This window comes from Gordonia sp. BP-119, from assembly GCF_016924115.1.
GTDB lineage: Bacteria > Actinomycetota > Actinomycetes > Mycobacteriales > Mycobacteriaceae > Gordonia > Gordonia hongkongensis.
On sequence record NZ_JAFFZF010000010.1, the window covers coordinates 70,968 to 87,560 of the forward strand.

Annotated in this window: 12 protein-coding genes and 2 pseudogenes; 5 read left to right on the top strand and 9 right to left on the bottom strand. The window is 68.5% G+C overall.

The features are described from left to right. Positions 1–41 precede the first annotated feature (41 nt). The 4 genes and pseudogenes from JW364_RS08525 to JW364_RS08540 form a co-directional block, all read right to left on the bottom strand. Positions 42–1,688 (bottom strand): class I adenylate-forming enzyme family protein, encoded by a 1,647-nt coding sequence (locus JW364_RS08525; protein ID WP_205333088.1) that lies wholly within the window; start codon positions 1,686–1,688, stop codon positions 42–44. A gap of 60 nt (positions 1,689–1,748) precedes the next feature. Continuing rightward, entirely contained in the window at positions 1,749–2,513 is a 765-nt protein-coding gene (locus tag JW364_RS08530; RefSeq protein ID WP_205333087.1) for an SDR family NAD(P)-dependent oxidoreductase, read from the bottom strand. 221 nt (positions 2,514–2,734) lie between these two features. After that, on the bottom strand, positions 2,735–3,868 hold the full coding sequence (locus tag JW364_RS08535; RefSeq protein ID WP_058251438.1) for a thiolase family protein: 1,134 nt from the start codon (positions 3,866–3,868) through the stop codon (positions 2,735–2,737). Positions 3,869–4,029: 161 nt separating this feature from the next. Further along, a pseudogene (locus JW364_RS08540) lies at positions 4,030–5,452 on the bottom strand (MFS transporter). A 370-nt stretch (positions 5,453–5,822) separates the two neighbouring features. On the opposite strand from JW364_RS08540, the pseudogene JW364_RS08545 reads away from it, so the two are divergent. Both JW364_RS08545 and JW364_RS08550 read left to right on the top strand, forming a co-directional pair. Then, positions 5,823–7,018, top strand: a pseudogene (locus JW364_RS08545) (acyl-CoA dehydrogenase family protein). 55 nt (positions 7,019–7,073) lie between these two features. After that, positions 7,074–8,231 carry an acyl-CoA dehydrogenase family protein gene (locus tag JW364_RS08550; protein ID WP_165630302.1) on the top strand — a complete coding sequence of 386 codons (1,158 nt, stop codon included), beginning with the start codon at positions 7,074–7,076 and terminating at the stop codon, positions 8,229–8,231. 74 nt (positions 8,232–8,305) lie between these two features. Here the strand turns inward: JW364_RS08550 and JW364_RS08555 are convergent, their stop codons facing one another. Then, the gene (locus tag JW364_RS08555) at positions 8,306–9,025 is read right to left on the bottom strand and encodes an endonuclease domain-containing protein (RefSeq protein ID WP_205333086.1); all 720 of its coding nucleotides are present in this window, start codon (positions 9,023–9,025) and stop codon (positions 8,306–8,308) included. A gap of 155 nt (positions 9,026–9,180) precedes the next feature. Here JW364_RS08555 and JW364_RS08560 point away from each other — a divergent pair, with 155 nt between their 5' ends. Together JW364_RS08560 and JW364_RS08565 are read left to right on the top strand one after the other, a co-directional pair. Continuing rightward, positions 9,181–9,993 (top strand): SGNH/GDSL hydrolase family protein, encoded by an 813-nt coding sequence (locus tag JW364_RS08560; RefSeq protein WP_240198849.1) that lies wholly within the window; start codon positions 9,181–9,183, stop codon positions 9,991–9,993. Positions 9,994–10,025: 32 nt separating this feature from the next. Then, positions 10,026–11,852, top strand: a complete 1,827-nt coding sequence (locus tag JW364_RS08565; RefSeq protein ID WP_165630304.1) for an ABC-F family ATP-binding cassette domain-containing protein — start codon at positions 10,026–10,028, stop codon at positions 11,850–11,852. A 30-nt stretch (positions 11,853–11,882) separates the two neighbouring features. Here JW364_RS08565 and JW364_RS08570 read toward each other — a convergent pair whose 3' ends face one another. The 3 genes from JW364_RS08570 to JW364_RS08580 all read right to left on the bottom strand — a co-directional run bounded on the left by JW364_RS08570 (position 11,883) and on the right by JW364_RS08580 (position 14,768). After that, positions 11,883–13,040: a lipase family protein gene (locus JW364_RS08570; RefSeq protein ID WP_165630305.1), complete on the bottom strand. Its 1,158-nt coding sequence runs from the start codon at positions 13,038–13,040 to the stop codon at positions 11,883–11,885. A gap of 17 nt (positions 13,041–13,057) precedes the next feature. Continuing rightward, positions 13,058–14,023, bottom strand: coding sequence for a 4-(cytidine 5'-diphospho)-2-C-methyl-D-erythritol kinase (locus tag JW364_RS08575; RefSeq protein ID WP_165630306.1), 966 nt, complete (start codon positions 14,021–14,023; stop codon positions 13,058–13,060). 76 nt (positions 14,024–14,099) lie between these two features. Beyond that, a complete protein-coding gene (locus JW364_RS08580) occupies positions 14,100–14,768 on the bottom strand; it encodes an HAD family hydrolase (protein WP_159370389.1) in 669 nt (222 codons plus the stop codon). Between the two features lie 141 nt (positions 14,769–14,909). Between JW364_RS08580 and JW364_RS08585 the strand changes: the two genes are divergently transcribed. Beyond that, entirely contained in the window at positions 14,910–15,902 is a 993-nt protein-coding gene (locus JW364_RS08585) for an LLM class F420-dependent oxidoreductase (protein ID WP_058251659.1), read from the top strand. Here JW364_RS08585 and JW364_RS08590 read toward each other — a convergent pair. Next, on the bottom strand, positions 15,870–16,484 hold the full coding sequence (locus JW364_RS08590; protein WP_165630307.1) for a GNAT family N-acetyltransferase: 615 nt from the start codon (positions 16,482–16,484) through the stop codon (positions 15,870–15,872). The two genes, JW364_RS08585 and JW364_RS08590, sit on opposite strands and share 33 nt — an antisense overlap. Positions 16,485–16,593: the final 109 nt, after the last annotated feature.

Here is a 16,593-nt window from a genome sequence, read left to right on the forward strand (position 1 = left end):
ACGCGCGTGCGCCGGCGCCTCGGGCGCCGGCGCTGACCCTGTCAGGCGTTCGCCAGGCGCTCCCGCAACGCCACCTTCTGGACCTTGCCGGCCGCCGAGGTGGGCAGCTCGTCGACCACGTACACGTCCCGGATCTTCTTGTAGGGCAACACCTGCGCGGCGACGAAGTCCGACACCGCATCGGCGTCGATGACGTGACCGTCCCGGGCGACGAGGAAGGCCACCGGCTCCTGCCCCACCGCACCCGCCTCCCGGGCGACGACCGCCGCCGCACCGACGTCGGGATGCGTCACCAGGATCTCCTCGAGCTCGCGCGGATACACGTTGTAGCCCTTGTAGATCAGCATGTCCTTGGCGCGGTCGCAGATGTAGAGGTACCCGTCGGCGTCGCGGTAGGCGATGTCACCGGTGTCGAGCCACCCGTCGACGAACTGCTCGGCCGTCTTCTCGGGGTGATCGAGATAGCCGTCGGTGACCTGCGGGCCGCGCACCCACAACTGTCCCTTCTCCCCCGGCGGGAGGACGACGGCCGGATCGTCGACGGCGCGGATCTCGATCTGGGTGTCGAACGTCGGCAGACCCACACTCCCGAGCCGGTATCGACCCCCGGACGTCAGGGGCGCCGAGGACACCAGGCACGTCGCCTCGGTGAGGCCGTATCCTTCCACGATCGCCGATGCCGGGAACGCCTTCTCGAGCTGCTCCAGGGTCACGTGATCGATCGGCGCCGCGCCGGAGGAGACCACCCGCACCGAGGTCAGGTCCCGTGTGGAGACGTCGGGGTGGACGGCGAGCGCATGCCACATCGCGGGACTCCCGGTCACGTACGACGCCCGATGCGCCTCGATGAGAGCCAGCATCCGCCCGGGCTCGGAACGACCGGCGAACACGTGCGTGGCACCGCACAGCAGGAGAAACGACATGTTGATGAGGGCGTGCGCGTGGAACAGCGGGGACACGACGACCGTCGCCGCATGCCCGGGCACCACCCCCGGGTTCTCCGACGACCGGGGAGTGAGGGTCAGGAGACCGTCGGTTCCCACCGCCACGGAATGACCTGCCCGCCAGGCGATCATCTGCGTGACGTTGCCGAGCACGTTGCGGTGCAGGACCCGAACGCCCTTCGAGACACCCGTGGTGCCGCCGGTGAAGGCGAGGTGCGCGACGTCGTCGCTCGTGGTCGAGACCGGCGGGGCCGTCTCGTGCCCGACGACGAACTCCGCTAGGGGGACGGTGTCGATGCCCTCCGGCGCATCCGCGGCCCCGTCCACCGTCACCACCGTCGTCAACGCCGTGCCGACGGCGGCGGACAGGAGACGAGCGGACTGCTCGATCTGCGTGAAACCCACCACCGCAGCGGTTTCCGCGATCTGACGTCGCAGACCCGGTAGGGGCTGCAACGGATTGACCAGGGTCACCGCCGCACCGGCCCGGAGTGATCCGTAGTAGGCGACGACGAACTCGACGCTGTTGGTCAGGTACAGCAGGACCACATCGCGATCCCTCACTCCGACCGCACGCAACGCCGACGCGACGGCGGCCGAACGCGCGTCGAGCTCGGTGAACGTGAGCGTCGTCGCGCCATCGACGACGGCCGCGCGCTCGCCGTAGAGGGCGGCCATACTCGCCGGCAGCACCGCCATCGTGGCGTCGGGATAGCTCAGAGTGGTGGGCGCCGTGACAGACATCGCGATGATTCCTCTCGAAAGGCGTTGTGGAGACGCAGAACGGACGTGCCGGGGTTCGGGTTACCGCGGCGCCATCCGGATCGCCCCGTCGAGGCGAATGGTCTCGCCGTTGAGATAGGTGTTCTCCAGGATCGACGCGGCGAGTTGACCGAACTCCTCCGGCCTACCGAGCCGCGCCGGATTGGGAATGCTCGCGGCGAGCGCATCGCGCACGTCGTCGCGCAGCCGGGCGAGCAGCGGCGTGTCCATCGTGCCCGGCGCGATGGTGTTGACGCGGATGAGCTTGCTGGCCAGGTCCCGTGCGGCGACCAGCGTCATCCCGACGATGCCCGCCTTCGACGCCGAGTAGTTGATCTGGCCGATCTGTCCCTCGTACGCCGCGACCGACGCGGTCATGATGATGGCGCCCCGCTCCCCGTCGACGGGCTCCTGCCGCGCAATACGTTCCGCGCCGAGCGAGAGCGCATGGAACGACCCGACGAGGTTGAGCTTGATGACGAACTCGAAGTCCTCCACCGAACCCGCCTTGCCCTCCTTGTCCAGGATGCGCATGCGCCGGCCCGCCCCGGCACAGTGCACGAGTCCGCGCAGGCCACCTCGGTCGTCGGCGACATCGAGTGCGGCGGCGAACTGTTCGCGGTCGGTGATGTCGGCGGCCGCGAACGACGCGGCGGCGCCGAGTCCGTCGGCCACGGCCTGACCGTCCGAGGTCGGCAGGTCGATCAGAGTGACCAGGCCACCGGCGTCGATGACGCGCCGGGCCGTGGCGAGCCCGAGACCGGATGCACCACCGGTGATCGCGACCGACAGTCCATTGAGTTTCATTGTTATCCAGTACCTTTCGATGTGATTTGTGCGCTCCCTGACGAGCGAGCTTGCGAGCCCGGCCCGGCTCCCTGAGGTGCGAGCGAAGCGAGCCCCCGTTGCTCCCTGAGGTGCGAGCGAAGCGAGCCACGAAGGGCTTCGAAACTTGCCTCACCAGGCCCTTCGTGGCTCGTCGCTTGCGCTCCTCGCACCTCAGGGAGCAGAGGAGCGGAAGCCCGCGGTCAGAGCAGTTCGAGGATGGTGGTGTTGGCCATGCCACCGGCTTCGCACATCGACTGCAGTCCGTACCGAATTCCGTTGTCGCGCATGTGGTGTACGAGCCGCGTCATGAGGATGGCGCCCGAACCGCCGAGCGGGTGACCGACGGCGATCGCACCGCCGAGCGGGTTGAGACGCTCGATGTCGGCACCGGTCTCGGCCTGCCAGGCCAGCGGGACCGGGGCGAACGCCTCGTTGATCTCGAAAGCCCCGATGTCGTCGATCGACAATCCCGAGCGCTTGAGCGCCTTGGCCGTGGCCGGGATCGGCCCGGTCAGCATGATCACCGGGTCATCGGCTGCGACGACCGCGGTGTGGATGCGGGCGATCGGCGTGAGACCGTGCGACTTCGCGGTCTCGCCGGACATGATCAGCAGGGCACCCGACCCGTCGGAGATCTGCGAGGAGTTGCCGGCGTGGATCACGCCGTCCTCGCTGAAGGCCGGCTTGAGCTTGGCGAGCGATTCGAGCGTCCCACCGCGGCGGATGCCCTCGTCCCCCTCGAGTACCCCCGGAATCGGCGCCAATTGGGCGTCGAACGCACCGCGGTCGGCCGCCTGCGCAGCAAGTTCGTGCGAGCGCAGCGAGTACTCGTCGAGGCGGGTGCGGTCCAATCCCCATTTCGCGGCGACCATCTCGGCGCCGATCCCCTGGCTGAACTTGTCGACGCCGTAACGGTCGAGGACCGTGGGCGGCTGATGCTCGCCATTCGGTGCGGCGCTGCCCATCGGGACACGACTCATCGACTCGACCCCGCCGGCTATCACGACATCCTGCTGGCCGGACACCACCGCCGCGGCCGCCATGCTGACCGCCTGCTGGCTGGACCCGCAGGCGCGCGTCACAGTGGTTCCGGGGACACTCTCGGGCCAGCCGGCGGCGAGCACGGCCGTCCGCGCGACATTGCCCGCCTGCTCGGCGGCTTGGCTGACACATCCCCAGACGACGTCGTCGACGACGGCCGGATCGATGCCGGTCCGCTCGACGAGCGCCTCCAGTACATGGGCGGACAGGTCGGCGGGATGGATACCGGACAGGGCGCCGCGGCGGCGGCCGATGGGCGCGCGGACCGCGTCGACGATCACTGCATCACGCATGGGGACTCCTCGATGTCAGGGCAAGGGATGAAGTTGTGTCCGACGTGCACCACGCCGGCGGACGCCGATCGCCCGCTGTGACGAGCCGACCACCGGGGCGCTTGGCAGACAAGTCGATTCACACTCACAGTCGATGAGGCCCTACCTATGGGACGCGCAAGTCACGAGGTGGCGCCTTCGACGGCCGGCGCGTGCGGACGCAACCGAGCACGATCGCGCTCGGGATCGGCGAAGACCAGCGCGAGCACCGCGCACACCGCGGCGACGATTCCGAGCACCTGGAACGCGGTGGCGTAACCCTCGGCCGGCGTGGCGGCCGCGTCGACGATGACACCCGTCGCGTACGGCGCGACGAGACCGCCGATCGCCATGATCGCCAGGAAGACACCCAGCGTTCCGGCGGTCTGCCGGGGCGGGCAGATCTCGGCGACGGCCGCGTTGAACAACGGGAACACCGTGGCCGCGAAGCCATAACCGATCGACAGGATCGCGACCGCGACGATCGGTGTGCCGACCGAGGGCAGCAGGAACAGCAGGACACCGGAGACGAGAACCCCGACCGACGGCACGACGATGCGCAGCATCCGCGAGGTCGCCCCTTTCGAGATCATCCGATCACTCGTGATCGAACTCAGCACCATCAGGACCAGGCCGACGATCGAGGGGAACGCGAACATCGACCCGGACTGCAGGCGGCTGTACCCCAGCCCCTCTTCGAAGTACGACGGCAACCACGTGAGCACGACACTGACCAGCGCATAAACGCTCATCACGACGAGCGCGCCGGTGACGAACGTGCGTGAGCGGAAGATCGAGATCCACGGCGTCGCGGGTTCGGCGCCGGCACTCGCGGTCGGCGCGTCCTTCGACGTCTTCCCACTCGCGATGTACGGGCCGTTGCGCCAGGTCGACAGCCAGACGACACACCAGACGAGGCCACCGGCGGCAAGGGAGATCAGTGCCCAGCGCCACCCGAAGCTCACTGTGATCACGGCGAGCAGCGGAGCGATCGCGATCTTCGAGATCGACGCGGCACCGGCGAGGAGGGCACCGGGCAGGGCGCGCCGGGCCGGCGGACGCCAGGAGTAGGCCGCCGTGTGCAGGAGCGCCGAACTCGGACCTTCGGCGAGACCGAGGAACAGCCGACTGAGGACGAGGACCGCGAACGACGCCACGACCACCATGGGGAGCATCGCCGCGGCCCAGCACAGGGCCAGGAGGACCAGCGACCAGCGCAGGGTCATCCAGCGGTTGAGCAGTCCCGCGAAGAAGCCGCCGATCGTGAACGTGAGGAAGAACAGGCTGCCGACGAGACCGATCTGCGAGGAGCTCAGACCCAGCTCCTCGCGAGGGTTGCGCGATGATGCCCAGCACCGCCTTGTCGGCGTAGTTGATCACGTAGAGGCTGACCAGCAGAGCCGTGAGACCCCAGGCGCCGGCGCGTGATTCGCCGCGCGGGCCGAGACCTCGCGGCGTCTGGGCCGCTTCGAAGTCGACGGTGTGGGCGGGACCATCGGGTCCCGTGCGCGCCGCTGACCCGGGCTTGTCGCCGGCTCCTGATCCGGAGGCGGTGGAGACCGTCATGGCATTACCTCTTCCAGACGAGTGATCTGGGTTGCGATGCGCTCCGTCAGTGTTATGGCTCATATCCGTTCCGATTCAAACCAGGGTCGAACCCCTCTGACAACGTTCGCTCGGCGAACGACCTGACTGTCGCTGCCTATGTGTTGAGGACACGGAGTTGCGAGCGGGGTCATCGGCGATGGCTATCGGACCGATAGGCGCCGGTGGCGCAGCCGAGTGCCATTGGCTCGCGCTATCGCTCCCTTAGTTCACCGCGACTACTTCGCCGGGCCGCCGCCGGGCATGCTGTGAGACGGGCGCGTGCCGGTCGCGCACCAACGTCCGCCCGACGGTGCGAGCGCACCCCGACCGACTTCGGAGACCAGCCACCATGACCCGCCTCGCGCAGACCCTGGGCCTCACCGAGATCCAGACGGAGATCCTGGCCAACGTCCGTTCGTTCGTCGACAAGCAGATCATCCCCACCGCACAGGAACTCGAGCACGCCGACGAGTATCCGCAGGCCATCGTCGACGGCATGGCCGAGATGGGCCTGTTCGGCCTGATGATCCCCGAGGAGTACGGCGGACTCGGCGAGTCCCTGCTGACCTACGCGTTGTGCGTTGAAGAACTGGCACGTGGATGGATGAGCGTGTCGGGCGTGATCAACACCCATTTCATCGTGGCGTACATGATCCGCCAGCACGGGACCGACGAGCAGAAACAGCGCTTCCTCCCCCGCATGGCGACGGGCGAGGTGCGCGGCGCGTTCTCGATGTCCGAACCGGAACTGGGGTCCGACGTCGCGGCGATCAAGACCAGCGCGAAGCGGGACGGAGACGACGGATACGTCATCAACGGTCAGAAGATGTGGCTGACCAACGGCGGGTCGTCGACTCTCGTTGCCGCTCTTGTCCGTACCGAGGAGGGCAACGAGAAGCCGCACAAGAACCTCACGACGTTCCTGGTGGAGAAGCCGGCCGGCTTCGGCGAGGTACTCCCCGGCCTGACTATCCCGCGCAAGCTGGACAAAATGGGCTATAAGGGCATCGACACCACCGAGCTGATCTTCGACGGTTACCGCGCGCCCGCCACCGACATCCTCGGGGCGAACCGGGCCGCGGCTTCGCGCACATGATGGACGGCGTCGAGGTCGGGCGCGTCAACGTGTCGGCCCGCGCCTGCGGAATCGCCCAGCGCGCCTTCGAACTCGCGGCGAAGTACGCGCAGCAGCGGTCCACCTTCGGCAAACCCATCGCCGAGCACCAGGCCGTTGCGTTCTCGCTGGCCGAGATGGCGACGAAGGTCGAGGCGGCACACCTGATGATGGTCAATGCGGCACGACTGAAAGACTCCGGCGAGCGCAACGACGTCGCCGCCGGGATGGCCAAGTACCTGTGCAGTGAGTACTGCGCCGAGGTCACCCAGGCCAGCTTCCGCATCCACGGCGGTTACGGCTACTCGAAGGAATTCGAGATCGAGCGCCTCATGCGCGACGCGCCCTTCCTGCTGATCGGCGAGGGCACCAGCGAGATCCAGAAACAGATCATCTCCAAGGGGCTCCTACGCGAATATCAGGAGCGATGACCACTTGAGGTGAATGTCGTCAGACCCGTCCGCCCACAACAGTTTCGAGGGACCAATGCAGCGTCGCATCTTCACCGAGGACCATGAGCCCTTCCGCAAGACCATCCGTGACTTCATCGCCAAAGAGGTCGCGCCGGTGTACCACGATTGGGAGAAGCAGGGCCATCCGCCGCGCGAGTTCTACAACAGGCTGGGCGAACTCGGCGTCCTGGGCATCGAGGCACCCGAAGAGTTCGGGGGCGGTGGCGTCTCGGACTTCACCTATTCGATGGTGATCGCGGAGGAGACATCGGCGGCCGGTGTCACCTTCGGCAGTTACTCGGTGCACTCGAACCTGATCCTCCCCTACCTCGTCGAGTACGCCACCGACGAACAGAAGCAGCGGTGGTTGCCCGGATTCTGTTCCGGCGAACTCATGTTCGCGATCGCCATGACCGAACCCGGCACCGGGTCGGACCTCGCCAACATCTCGACCACCGCCAAGCTGTCCGAGGACGGGTCGCACTACGTACTCGACGGCGCGAAGACGTTCATCACCGGCGGCGCCTTGGCCGACCGCATCCTGGTCGTCGCCCGGACCGCACCGTTCGACGAGTCGAATCGTCGTGCGGGACTGTCGATCCTGGTGGTCGACACCTCGTCGGAGGGTTTCGCCGTCGGACGCAAGATCGAGAAGATCGGCCTCAAGGCCTCCGACACCGCCGAGCTCTCGTTCAGCTCGGTCAAGGTGCCGGTCGAGGACCGGCTCGGCGAGGAGGGTGCCGGCTTCTCGTACCTGGCGCACAATCTCGCGCAGGAACGACTCACCATCGCCATCGGGGCGTCGGCCACCGCCGCCGCGGCCGTTCAGCACGCGATCGCCTACACCAAGGAGCGCGACGTCTTCGGCAAACCCGTTGCGGCGTTCCAGAACACCAAGTTCGTCCTCGCCGAGTGCTCCGCCGAGGTCGAGGCCATCCGCCAATTCGTCGACCGTGCACTCGAACTCTACAACGAGGGCGAGCTCACCGTCCCGGATGCGGCCCGTGCGAAGCTGTTCGCCACCGAGACCGCGGGCAAGGTCATCGACAAGTGCCTGCAGTTGCACGGCGGGTACGGCTATGTCCTGGAGTACCCCATCGCCCGGCTCTACGCCGACACCCGCGTCACGCGGATCTACGGCGGTACCAGCGAGGTCATGAAGACGATCATCGCCAAGGATCTCGGCCTGTAGGTGGTCCAGAGCTCTTCCAAAGTGCGGGATTCGTAACGGTTTCCAGTACGAATCCCGCACTTTGCGGAGGGTGATCAGACGGTCGCTCGTCGCACCTGCGACGCGACGTATCCCGGGCGTTCCACGAGATCCGCCCAGGTGAAGTTCAACACCGTCCAGCCCAGTGCGATGAGGGTGTTGCGGCGGGTGCGGTCGTGCTGGAACGCCTCGGCGTCCCGGTGATGAGCCATGCCGTCGATCTCGACCGCCACCTTCCTCCCGACGAAGGCGAAGTCGATTTCGTAACCGGACACCGGGTGGTTGGCGACCCAACCCGCTATGTCGTGCTCGGCGAACAGTTTCACGGTCAGCCGTTCGGCAGCCGAACGGGCACCAGAACCGACGAGCACGAGCATCTTCGCCATCTCGGTTGCACCACGGCAGCGGCGTCGCCGCTGGTAGGTCTCGAGGAGAGCGTCAACCGTGACCTTCTTGTTCTGAAGTGCCCGGTCGAGTACGTCCATCTTTCCTTCAACGGCGCCTTCGAGGACGGACAACGGCACCGCGGTCACCGTGAGTCCCTTCTCGACCACGACGTCGGCCGCGTCGAGGGATCTCCGGATGACCACCGTCCCCTTCTCCGGCGAACCGTGCCAGCTTCGGGGAGCGGTGACGGTGATCGTCGTCGGCCGTTTGGTCACGAGGCCATGCCACCACGCCGCCGCGAGTCCGCTGAGAACGGCGTCCGCGGAGACCTGCAGGGTCGCCAGTCGGGTCCACTTCCCGCAGAGTGCGGGATTCGTGCCGGTTTCCAATACGGATCCCGCACTCTGTCGTCGGACCCGAGGTCGTGCCTTACGATTCCCTGAGCAAACTCGGTGGGCAGTGGAAGCGGTGTTCGGTGGTAGGCAGGTTTCGGGGCGGGGTCCAGATCTTGGCGACGGTGCTGGTCACCGCGTTCGTGGTGTCGATGATGGCGGCGGTGGCCGCGCCCGCGCAGGCGGCCCCGACGCGCTACACCGGCGGTACCTACGTCGCTCTCGGTGATTCGCGTGCGTCCGGCAGCTTCTACACCCCGACGCCCGCCTACTTCGGCGGATGCAAGCGGTCGGCGTTCAACTACCCCACCCTCGTCGCCGCCGCGACCCTGCCGCGACGCTTCATCGACGCCTCGTGTGCGGGCGCGCAGTCGGCACACCTGTACCGGGCCCCGCAGCACACCAGCGGTGGCACGAAACCCATTCAGCTGCACCTGGTTCCGCGCGACGCTCAGCTGATCACCGTGAGCATCGGCGGCAACGACATGCGGTGGGGCGCGATCTTCGGCCAGTGCCGGACCCCGGCGTTCACCGACCGGCGCTGCCGCCACAACCGTGCCCTCGAGAACGAGGTCCGGTGGCGGATCGAACTCATGGAGAACCGCGTCACCCCCGCTCTGCGCGCGATCCGGAACAAGGCGCCGCACGCCCAGATCATCGTCGTCGGTCTGGGCGGCTTCATCGGGTTCACCGGGTGCTGGCCGCTGGTCCCGCTGAGTGACCCCGACGCCCGGTGGATGCGCGAGGTCTTCAACCGTGCCAACGGCGCGCTGTGGCGGGCGTCGACCGAGGTCGGCGGCACCTTCATCGACGCCAACCGAGGATCGGCGGGACACGATGCCTGCAACCTCATCAACCCCTGGTACGAGAGCGCCCTGTCGAATCGGATCGCGCTGCCCTTCCACGTCAACCAGGCCGGCGCCGTCGCGTTCGCGGCCATGATCAACGGGGCCATCCGCCGTTAGGCCGAGACCGGTCACCCACTAGCGTTTGTCGGGTGGCTCATCTACTCGGCGCGGAAACCCTTGGCCTCGAATACCCGACCACCAAGGTCTTCGAGTCGGTGTCCCTCGGGGTCAACGAGGGCGACCGGATCGGCATCGTGGGCCGAAACGGCGACGGTAAGTCGAGCCTGCTGGCGATGCTCGCCGGACGGATGCAACCCGATTCCGGTCGCGTCACCGTCCGCGGCGGCGTCCGCATCGGCGTGCTGGACCAGGTCGACGTCTTCGACGACGACGAGACCGTCGGGCACGCCGTCGTCGGCGACCGTCCCGAACACGAATGGGCGGGCGACGCGAAGGTCCGCGACGTCATCGGCGGGTTGCTCGGCGACGTCGAATGGACAGCGCCCACCAGTTCGTTGTCGGGTGGTCAGCGCCGCCGCGTGTCGCTGGCACGACTCCTCGCGGGCGAGCATGACGTCCTCGCGCTCGACGAGCCGACCAACCACCTCGACGTCGAGGCCATCACCTGGCTCGCCGACCACCTGAAGCGACGCTGGCCGGCCAACGCCGGCGGACTGCTGGTGGTCACCCACGACCGGTGGTTCCTCGACGAGGTGTGCACGGTCACCTGGGAGGTCCACGACCGCATCGTCGAACCCTTCGAGGGTGGTTACGCGGCGTACATTCTGCAACGGGTGGAACGGGACCGGCAGGCCGCCGCGATCGAGGCACGACGACAGAATCTCGCCCGCAAGGAACTGGCCTGGCTCCGCCGCGGCGCGCCGGCCCGGACGTCGAAGCCCAAGTTCCGCATCGACGCGGCCAATGCCCTCATCGCCGACGTCCCACCGGTCCGCGACACGGTTGCGTTGCAGTCACTGGCCGCCGCTCGTCTGGGCAAGGACGTCGTCGACCTGCTCGACGTGTCGGTCTCCTACGGTGACCGCAACGTCCTCGACGGCGTCGAGTGGCGGCTGGCGCCCGGTGAGCGCACCGGCATCCTCGGGGTCAACGGCGCGGGCAAGTCGACGCTGCTCGGCCTCATCGCCGGAACCGTGGAACCGACCGGCGGCCGAGTCAAACGCGGCAAGACGGTCAAGGTCGCCACCCTGACCCAACGCCTCGACGACCTCGACCGGTACCTCGACGACCCGGTGCGGGTGGTCATCGCGCAGTTGCAGACCACGTACACTTTCGGCTCCGGGTCGAAGGCACAGGAACTGTCGCCGTCGCAGCTGCTCGAGCGGCTCGGCTTCGACGGCGCGCAGCTCTCGACCCCGGTCCGCGACCTCTCGGGCGGGCAGAAGCGGCGGCTGCAGTTGCTGCTCATCCTGCTCGACGCGCCGAACGTGCTGATCCTCGACGAGCCGACCAACGACCTCGACACCGACATGCTCGCCGCGCTCGAGGACCTGCTGGACTCGTGGCCCGGCACGCTGATCGTCGTCTCGCACGACCGGTACTTCCTGGAGCGGGTCACCGATCAGCAGTTCGCCGTCCTCGACGGCGGGCTCCGCCACCTCCCCGGCGGCGTCGACGAGTTCTTGAGACTCCGCTCGGCACAGGCGAAGACGTCGGGTTCCGGATCGACGTCGGGCGGATCCGGTACGAGCGCCACAGCTTCGGGGAACGGCGGCGTGTCGGGCTCGTCCCTCAGCGGCGCCGAGCTGCGCGCGGCCAACAAGGAGCTCGCCTCGCTCGAGCGTCGGATCGACAAGCTGCACAGCAAGATCGATGCTGCCCGGACCGCGCTGGCCGACCATGATCAGTCCGACTACCAAGGCCTTGCCGCGGAGACGGAGAGCATCCGCAGCATGGAATCCGAACTCGAAGAACTCGAGGAACGCTGGATGGAACTCGGCGAGAGCGTCGAGTGATCGACTCCGCGAGAACCGGTCGGCCCGACCTCAACGGCCGAACGACTCCCGGATCGCGGCCAGCACGTCCGGCAGCGACTCGTCGACGACGCCGCTGTGATCGGCCCGCGCGTAGGTCTTGAGGTCCACATCCGTGCCGGCCTCACGCATCGCGGACCGCAGCGAACGACTCAGCGGGTAAGGCAGCACGGGATCGAGAAGACCATGTGCGAGCGTGACTTTCACCGGGTAGCCGGAGACGGGCACCTCCGCATACTCCCGCAGGGCGTCCCGGAAGTCCTGCTCCGCGGTGAACGACGACGCCACGAGTGAGCCCGGCGGCACCGACCGCAACGCATCTACGAGATCCCCGTTGCACCGGGCACGCGCGCGGTCGAGGAAACGCTTGCCGTCCGACGTCAGGGAATCGGCGACGCGGAGTTCTGGATTCGCGTGGTCGAGACCGGCGAGGGTGAACAGGAACGGCGCACTCAGCACATTGAGCGCGCCGAGGCCGGGCACGCGGGGACCGAACAGACCGAACAGGTTCTCCAGCGACGAGACCGGGGCGATCGCGACGATGCCGGCGACCGGCAGTTCCGGTGCGAATTCCGCGGCGAGACGGCCCGCGTGCAGCGCAGCGTGGCCCCCCTGCGAGTGCCCGGTCGACACCCAGCGTGATCCGAGCGAGGCGTCGACCGACCGCGCCGCGCGGATCATGTCGATCACCGAGTGAGCCGCCGCGCGACCGCCGAGGTATTCGGTCTCCCCCGCCGACCCGAGCCCCGCGTAATCGGTTGCCGTGACCGCGAACCCGGCGTCGAGCGCCGCGCGCACCGGGGCCTCGACACCGTCGCCCAGCCGGTGCAGGGTCGGCGCGCACTCGTCGGCCAGGCCGACCGTCCCGTGTGCCCAGGACACGACGGGCCAGCCACCGGCGGGCGGCGTACCCTTCGGCACCCAGTACACGCCGCTCGACATCGCCGGGCGGCCGTTCTGATCGCGCGTCGCATAGGTGAGGCGGGTGCCCGAACCGGCCGCCGACGGGAGTTCGTCGTCGGGAACCTCGGAGGTGGTGAAGACGAAACCGTCGGCGGGTGCGGCGGCCGTCGACGGGCCGGCCGTGACGATGCAGAGCGCGAGCAGTAGAGCGACGACTGCGCTGACCGCGAGCAGTGGGGCGACGACTGCGGAGGGTCTGCGGGACATCAGGCAACCGTAGGCGATCAGTGGCGGACGTCGGCTCCGAGGACGCGCGTACCGGCGGCGGGACCGCTGGCGATGCGGACCGACCGGGCGACGCCGGCGCCGGACAGTTCGGCGGCGACGTTCACCGCGCCGGTCTCGTCGGCGCACAGGAAGGCGCATGTCGGACCGGAGCCGGACACGATGCCGCCCAGTGCTCCGGCGTCGATTCCGGCACGCAGGGTCCGGCGGAGGGTGGGTTGCAGCGACAGCGCCGCCGGTTGTAGGTCGTTGTGCAGCAAGGGCGCCACCGCGTGCGGGTCACCGGACGCCAGGGCCTGCATGAGTTCGTCGGGGCGGCGGAGGAGGTCCCGCTCGTCGTCGGTGGCGCATTCTCCGGAACGGCTGTCGCGCAGCCGATCCAGTTCGCGGTACACCGCGGGCGTGGACAGTCCGTCGCGTGCGAGCGCGAGCACCCAGTGGAAGTCACCGCGGGAGAGGACCTGCATCAGCCGCTCGCCGCGTCCGGTACCCAGGGCGGTGTTGCCGTGCAACGCGAACGGGACGTCGCTGCCCAGGTCCGCCGCGATCGCGGCGAGGTCGTCGCGGCCGATGTCGAGCTTCCACAGGGCGGCGAGTGCGACCAGCGCCCCGGCGGCATCCGCGCTGCCACCGGCCATGCCCCCGGCCACCGGGATCGTCTTGTCGATGTCGATCGCGACCTTGCCGGGACGGTCCGCCCACTCGGCAAGTGCCAGCGCCGCCCGGACCGCCAGGTTGGACTCGTCCGTCGGGACCGACCCGGCGCCTTCGCCACGAACCGTGATGCTCATCTCGTTGGCCCGGGCGACCCTGATGTCGTCGTGCAGGGACAGCGCCTGGAAGACGGTCACGAGGTCGTGGTAGCCGTCCTCGCGGCGCGGACCGACCCCGAGGTGCAGATTGACCTTCGACGGAGCCCGCGCGGTGACGGAGTCCGACACCACCGACAGCGACGTTCGCGACACAATGATCCAGCCTAGCGCCCCGACGTCGGCCCCGCGCCGACCGATGCGGTCGGTCCGGCGCTCCAGCCGCCGTCGATCAGGGGCGCCAGCCGCGGTCGACGAGTTGTCCGACGTGCTCGACGACCAGCACCGCGCCCGCGTCGCGCAACTCACCCTCCGCGAAACCACCGGACCGTACCGCCACGCACTCCGCCGGCAGGCGATGCGCCGACGCCACGTCCCACACGGTGTCGCCGACGACGACAGCCTTTCCACCGCCGGCCTCGGCGAGCGCGACCGACAGGATGTCGGGCGCCGGTTTGGACGAATCGGCGTCGTCCGAGGTGGTCACGGCGGCGAAGTCGTTCCGCGACAATCCCATCGACTCGAGCGCGGCGTCGGTGAACTCCGACTTGCCCGACGACGCGAGCGCCACCCGGTAGCCGGCGTCCAGCAGTCCCCGCACCAGATCGGCAGCGCCGGGCAGGGGCCGCACGTCGGGCAGCAGGTCGCGATAGGCCTCCTCCCACTCGTCGCGCAAGGTGTCGCCGAGCGATTCCTCCACGTCGTCGCCGAGCAGCTCGCCGACGAGCCGGTCGCCACCCATGCCGATCGCCCGGTGCACCTGCCACCACTGCGGGATCAGGTCGTGAGCAGCGAAGGCCCGCATCCACGCCAACGCGTGGAGGTAGGTGGAGTCGACGAGCGTACCGTCGACATCGAGCAGCACGGTGTCGATCGACCCATCCGCTTTCCGGTCTGGCATCTGCGCCTCGTTTCCGGGGTCGAGAACCGCGCCCCGTCGTCGAACGTCCGTCGTCCGGGCACCACCGTCTCGAGCGTCCCGGGTTTCGGACCCATGACTCATGGCTACACCGAGGCGACCCATCTCGCAGAGGAGACCTCCATGGCAACACGTTTCGGCTACACCCTGATGACCGAGCAGGCAGGCCCGAAAGAGCTGGTGCGGTACGCCGTCGGCGCCGAAGACGCCGGCTTCGACTTCGAGGTGTCGAGCGACCACTACTTCCCGTGGCTCTCGGCCCAGGGACACGCCCCGTACGCGTGGACGGTCCTGGGAGCCGTGGCCCACGCGACCGAGCGGGTCGACCTGATGACCTACGTGACGTGCCCGACGATCCGCTACCACCCGGCGATCATCGCGCAGAAGGCTGCGACGCTGCAGATCCTCGCCGACGGTCGCTTCACTCTCGGCCTCGGCTCGGGCGAGAACCTGAACGAGCACGTGGTCGGCGAGGGCTGGCCCTCGGTCGCCGACCGCCAGGACATGCTCGCCGAGGCGATCGAGATCATCCGCAAACTGCACACCGGTGAGCTTGTCGACTTCCGCGGCGAGTTCTTCCAGGTCGACGCCGCCCGGATCTGGGATCTGCCCGACCAGCCCGTCCCGATCGGCGTCGCGGTGGCGGGCAATGCGGGTATCGAGACGTTCGGGCCATTGGCCGACCACCTGATCGCCGTCGAACCCGACGCCGACTTCATCAAGGCCTGGAACGAACATTCGTCGACCCCGACCGTCGACGGGCAGCGGTCCCGCGCGATCGGGCAGATCCCCATCAGCTGGGATCCCGACCGCGACAAGGCGATCGAGCGCGCCCACGATCAGTTCCGGTGGTTCGCCGGCGGGTGGGATGTCAACGCCGACCTGCGCACCACCGCGGGCTTCGCCGCAGCGACGCAGTTCGTCACGCCGGACGACGTCGCGGGCAACATCCCCTGCGGCCCGGACCTCGACCAGATCGTCGAGGCGGTGAAACCGTTCTGGGAGGCAGGGTTCACCGACATCGCGCTGGTGCAGATCGGGGGCGACACCCAGGACGCGTTCCTGCGCGACGCCGCTCCCGAGCTACTGGAGAAACTGCGCGCCGCGTCGAACTGAGTCCGATTGCTCGAGGTTCCAGGACTGCTGGGTGCGGTCCTCGCCCGCTCGCAGCACGGCGGTGTGCACATCGCCGACGTGGCGACCCGACGGGAGTTGATCGATCTCGTCCTCGGGGCGTCGGCCGGTGTAGCGGAAGCCGGCCGACGCCGCCAGCCGCGCCGAGGCCACGTTGTCGACCAGCGCCCGCCAGATCACGCGATCGAACCCGGCTCCGCCGTCGGCGGGGTCGGCGAAGGCGTGGTCGAGGACCGCGGCGAGCGCCTCGGTGAGGTAGCGATGGCCCCGATGCGACGGCGCACACCAATAGCCCAGTGACGCAACGCCTTTCTCGACGGTTCGCAGTCCGATGGTGCCGACGAGTTCACCGCCGGGGATCTCGATCGCCCACACCGACGACCCGGCGGCCGGGGCGATGTCGCGGACGAAACGTTCGGCGTGCGCCCGCGTATACGGGACCGGGACCAGTGTGAAGCGCTGGATGTCCGGGTCCTGGCAGGCGCGGAAGATCGGTTCGATGTCACGGTCGGCGGGTGCGCGCAGCCGCAGCCTCGGCGTCGTCAGAGTCTGTGGTGGAGCCATGTCGGACCTCGTCGTCGATGCTGTGGATGCACAACACGGTACGAGCCTCTCCCCGCCGACGGCGAGTGGTTTTGCGCCCGCCCCCACGACGAGCCGCGGTCTCCCGCGA

Excerpts from the sequence above, each read along its gene's own strand:
- JW364_RS08525 (WP_205333088.1), bottom strand. The coding sequence starts at position 1,688 with ATGTCTGTCACGGCGCCCACCACTCTGAGCTATCCCGACGCCACGATG.
- JW364_RS08530 (WP_205333087.1), bottom strand. The coding sequence starts at position 2,513 with ATGAAACTCAATGGACTGTCGGTCGCGATCACCGGTGGTGCATCCGGT.
- JW364_RS08535 (WP_058251438.1), bottom strand. The coding sequence starts at position 3,868 with ATGCGTGATGCAGTGATCGTCGACGCGGTCCGCGCGCCCATCGGCCGC.
- JW364_RS08550 (WP_165630302.1), top strand. The coding sequence starts at position 7,074 with ATGCAGCGTCGCATCTTCACCGAGGACCATGAGCCCTTCCGCAAGACC.
- JW364_RS08560 (WP_240198849.1), top strand. The coding sequence starts at position 9,181 with ATGATGGCGGCGGTGGCCGCGCCCGCGCAGGCGGCCCCGACGCGCTAC.
- JW364_RS08570 (WP_165630305.1), bottom strand. The coding sequence starts at position 13,040 with ATGTCCCGCAGACCCTCCGCAGTCGTCGCCCCACTGCTCGCGGTCAGC.
- JW364_RS08580 (WP_159370389.1), bottom strand. The coding sequence starts at position 14,768 with ATGCCAGACCGGAAAGCGGATGGGTCGATCGACACCGTGCTGCTCGAT.
- JW364_RS08585 (WP_058251659.1), top strand. The coding sequence starts at position 14,910 with ATGGCAACACGTTTCGGCTACACCCTGATGACCGAGCAGGCAGGCCCG.
- JW364_RS08590 (WP_165630307.1), bottom strand. The coding sequence starts at position 16,484 with ATGGCTCCACCACAGACTCTGACGACGCCGAGGCTGCGGCTGCGCGCA.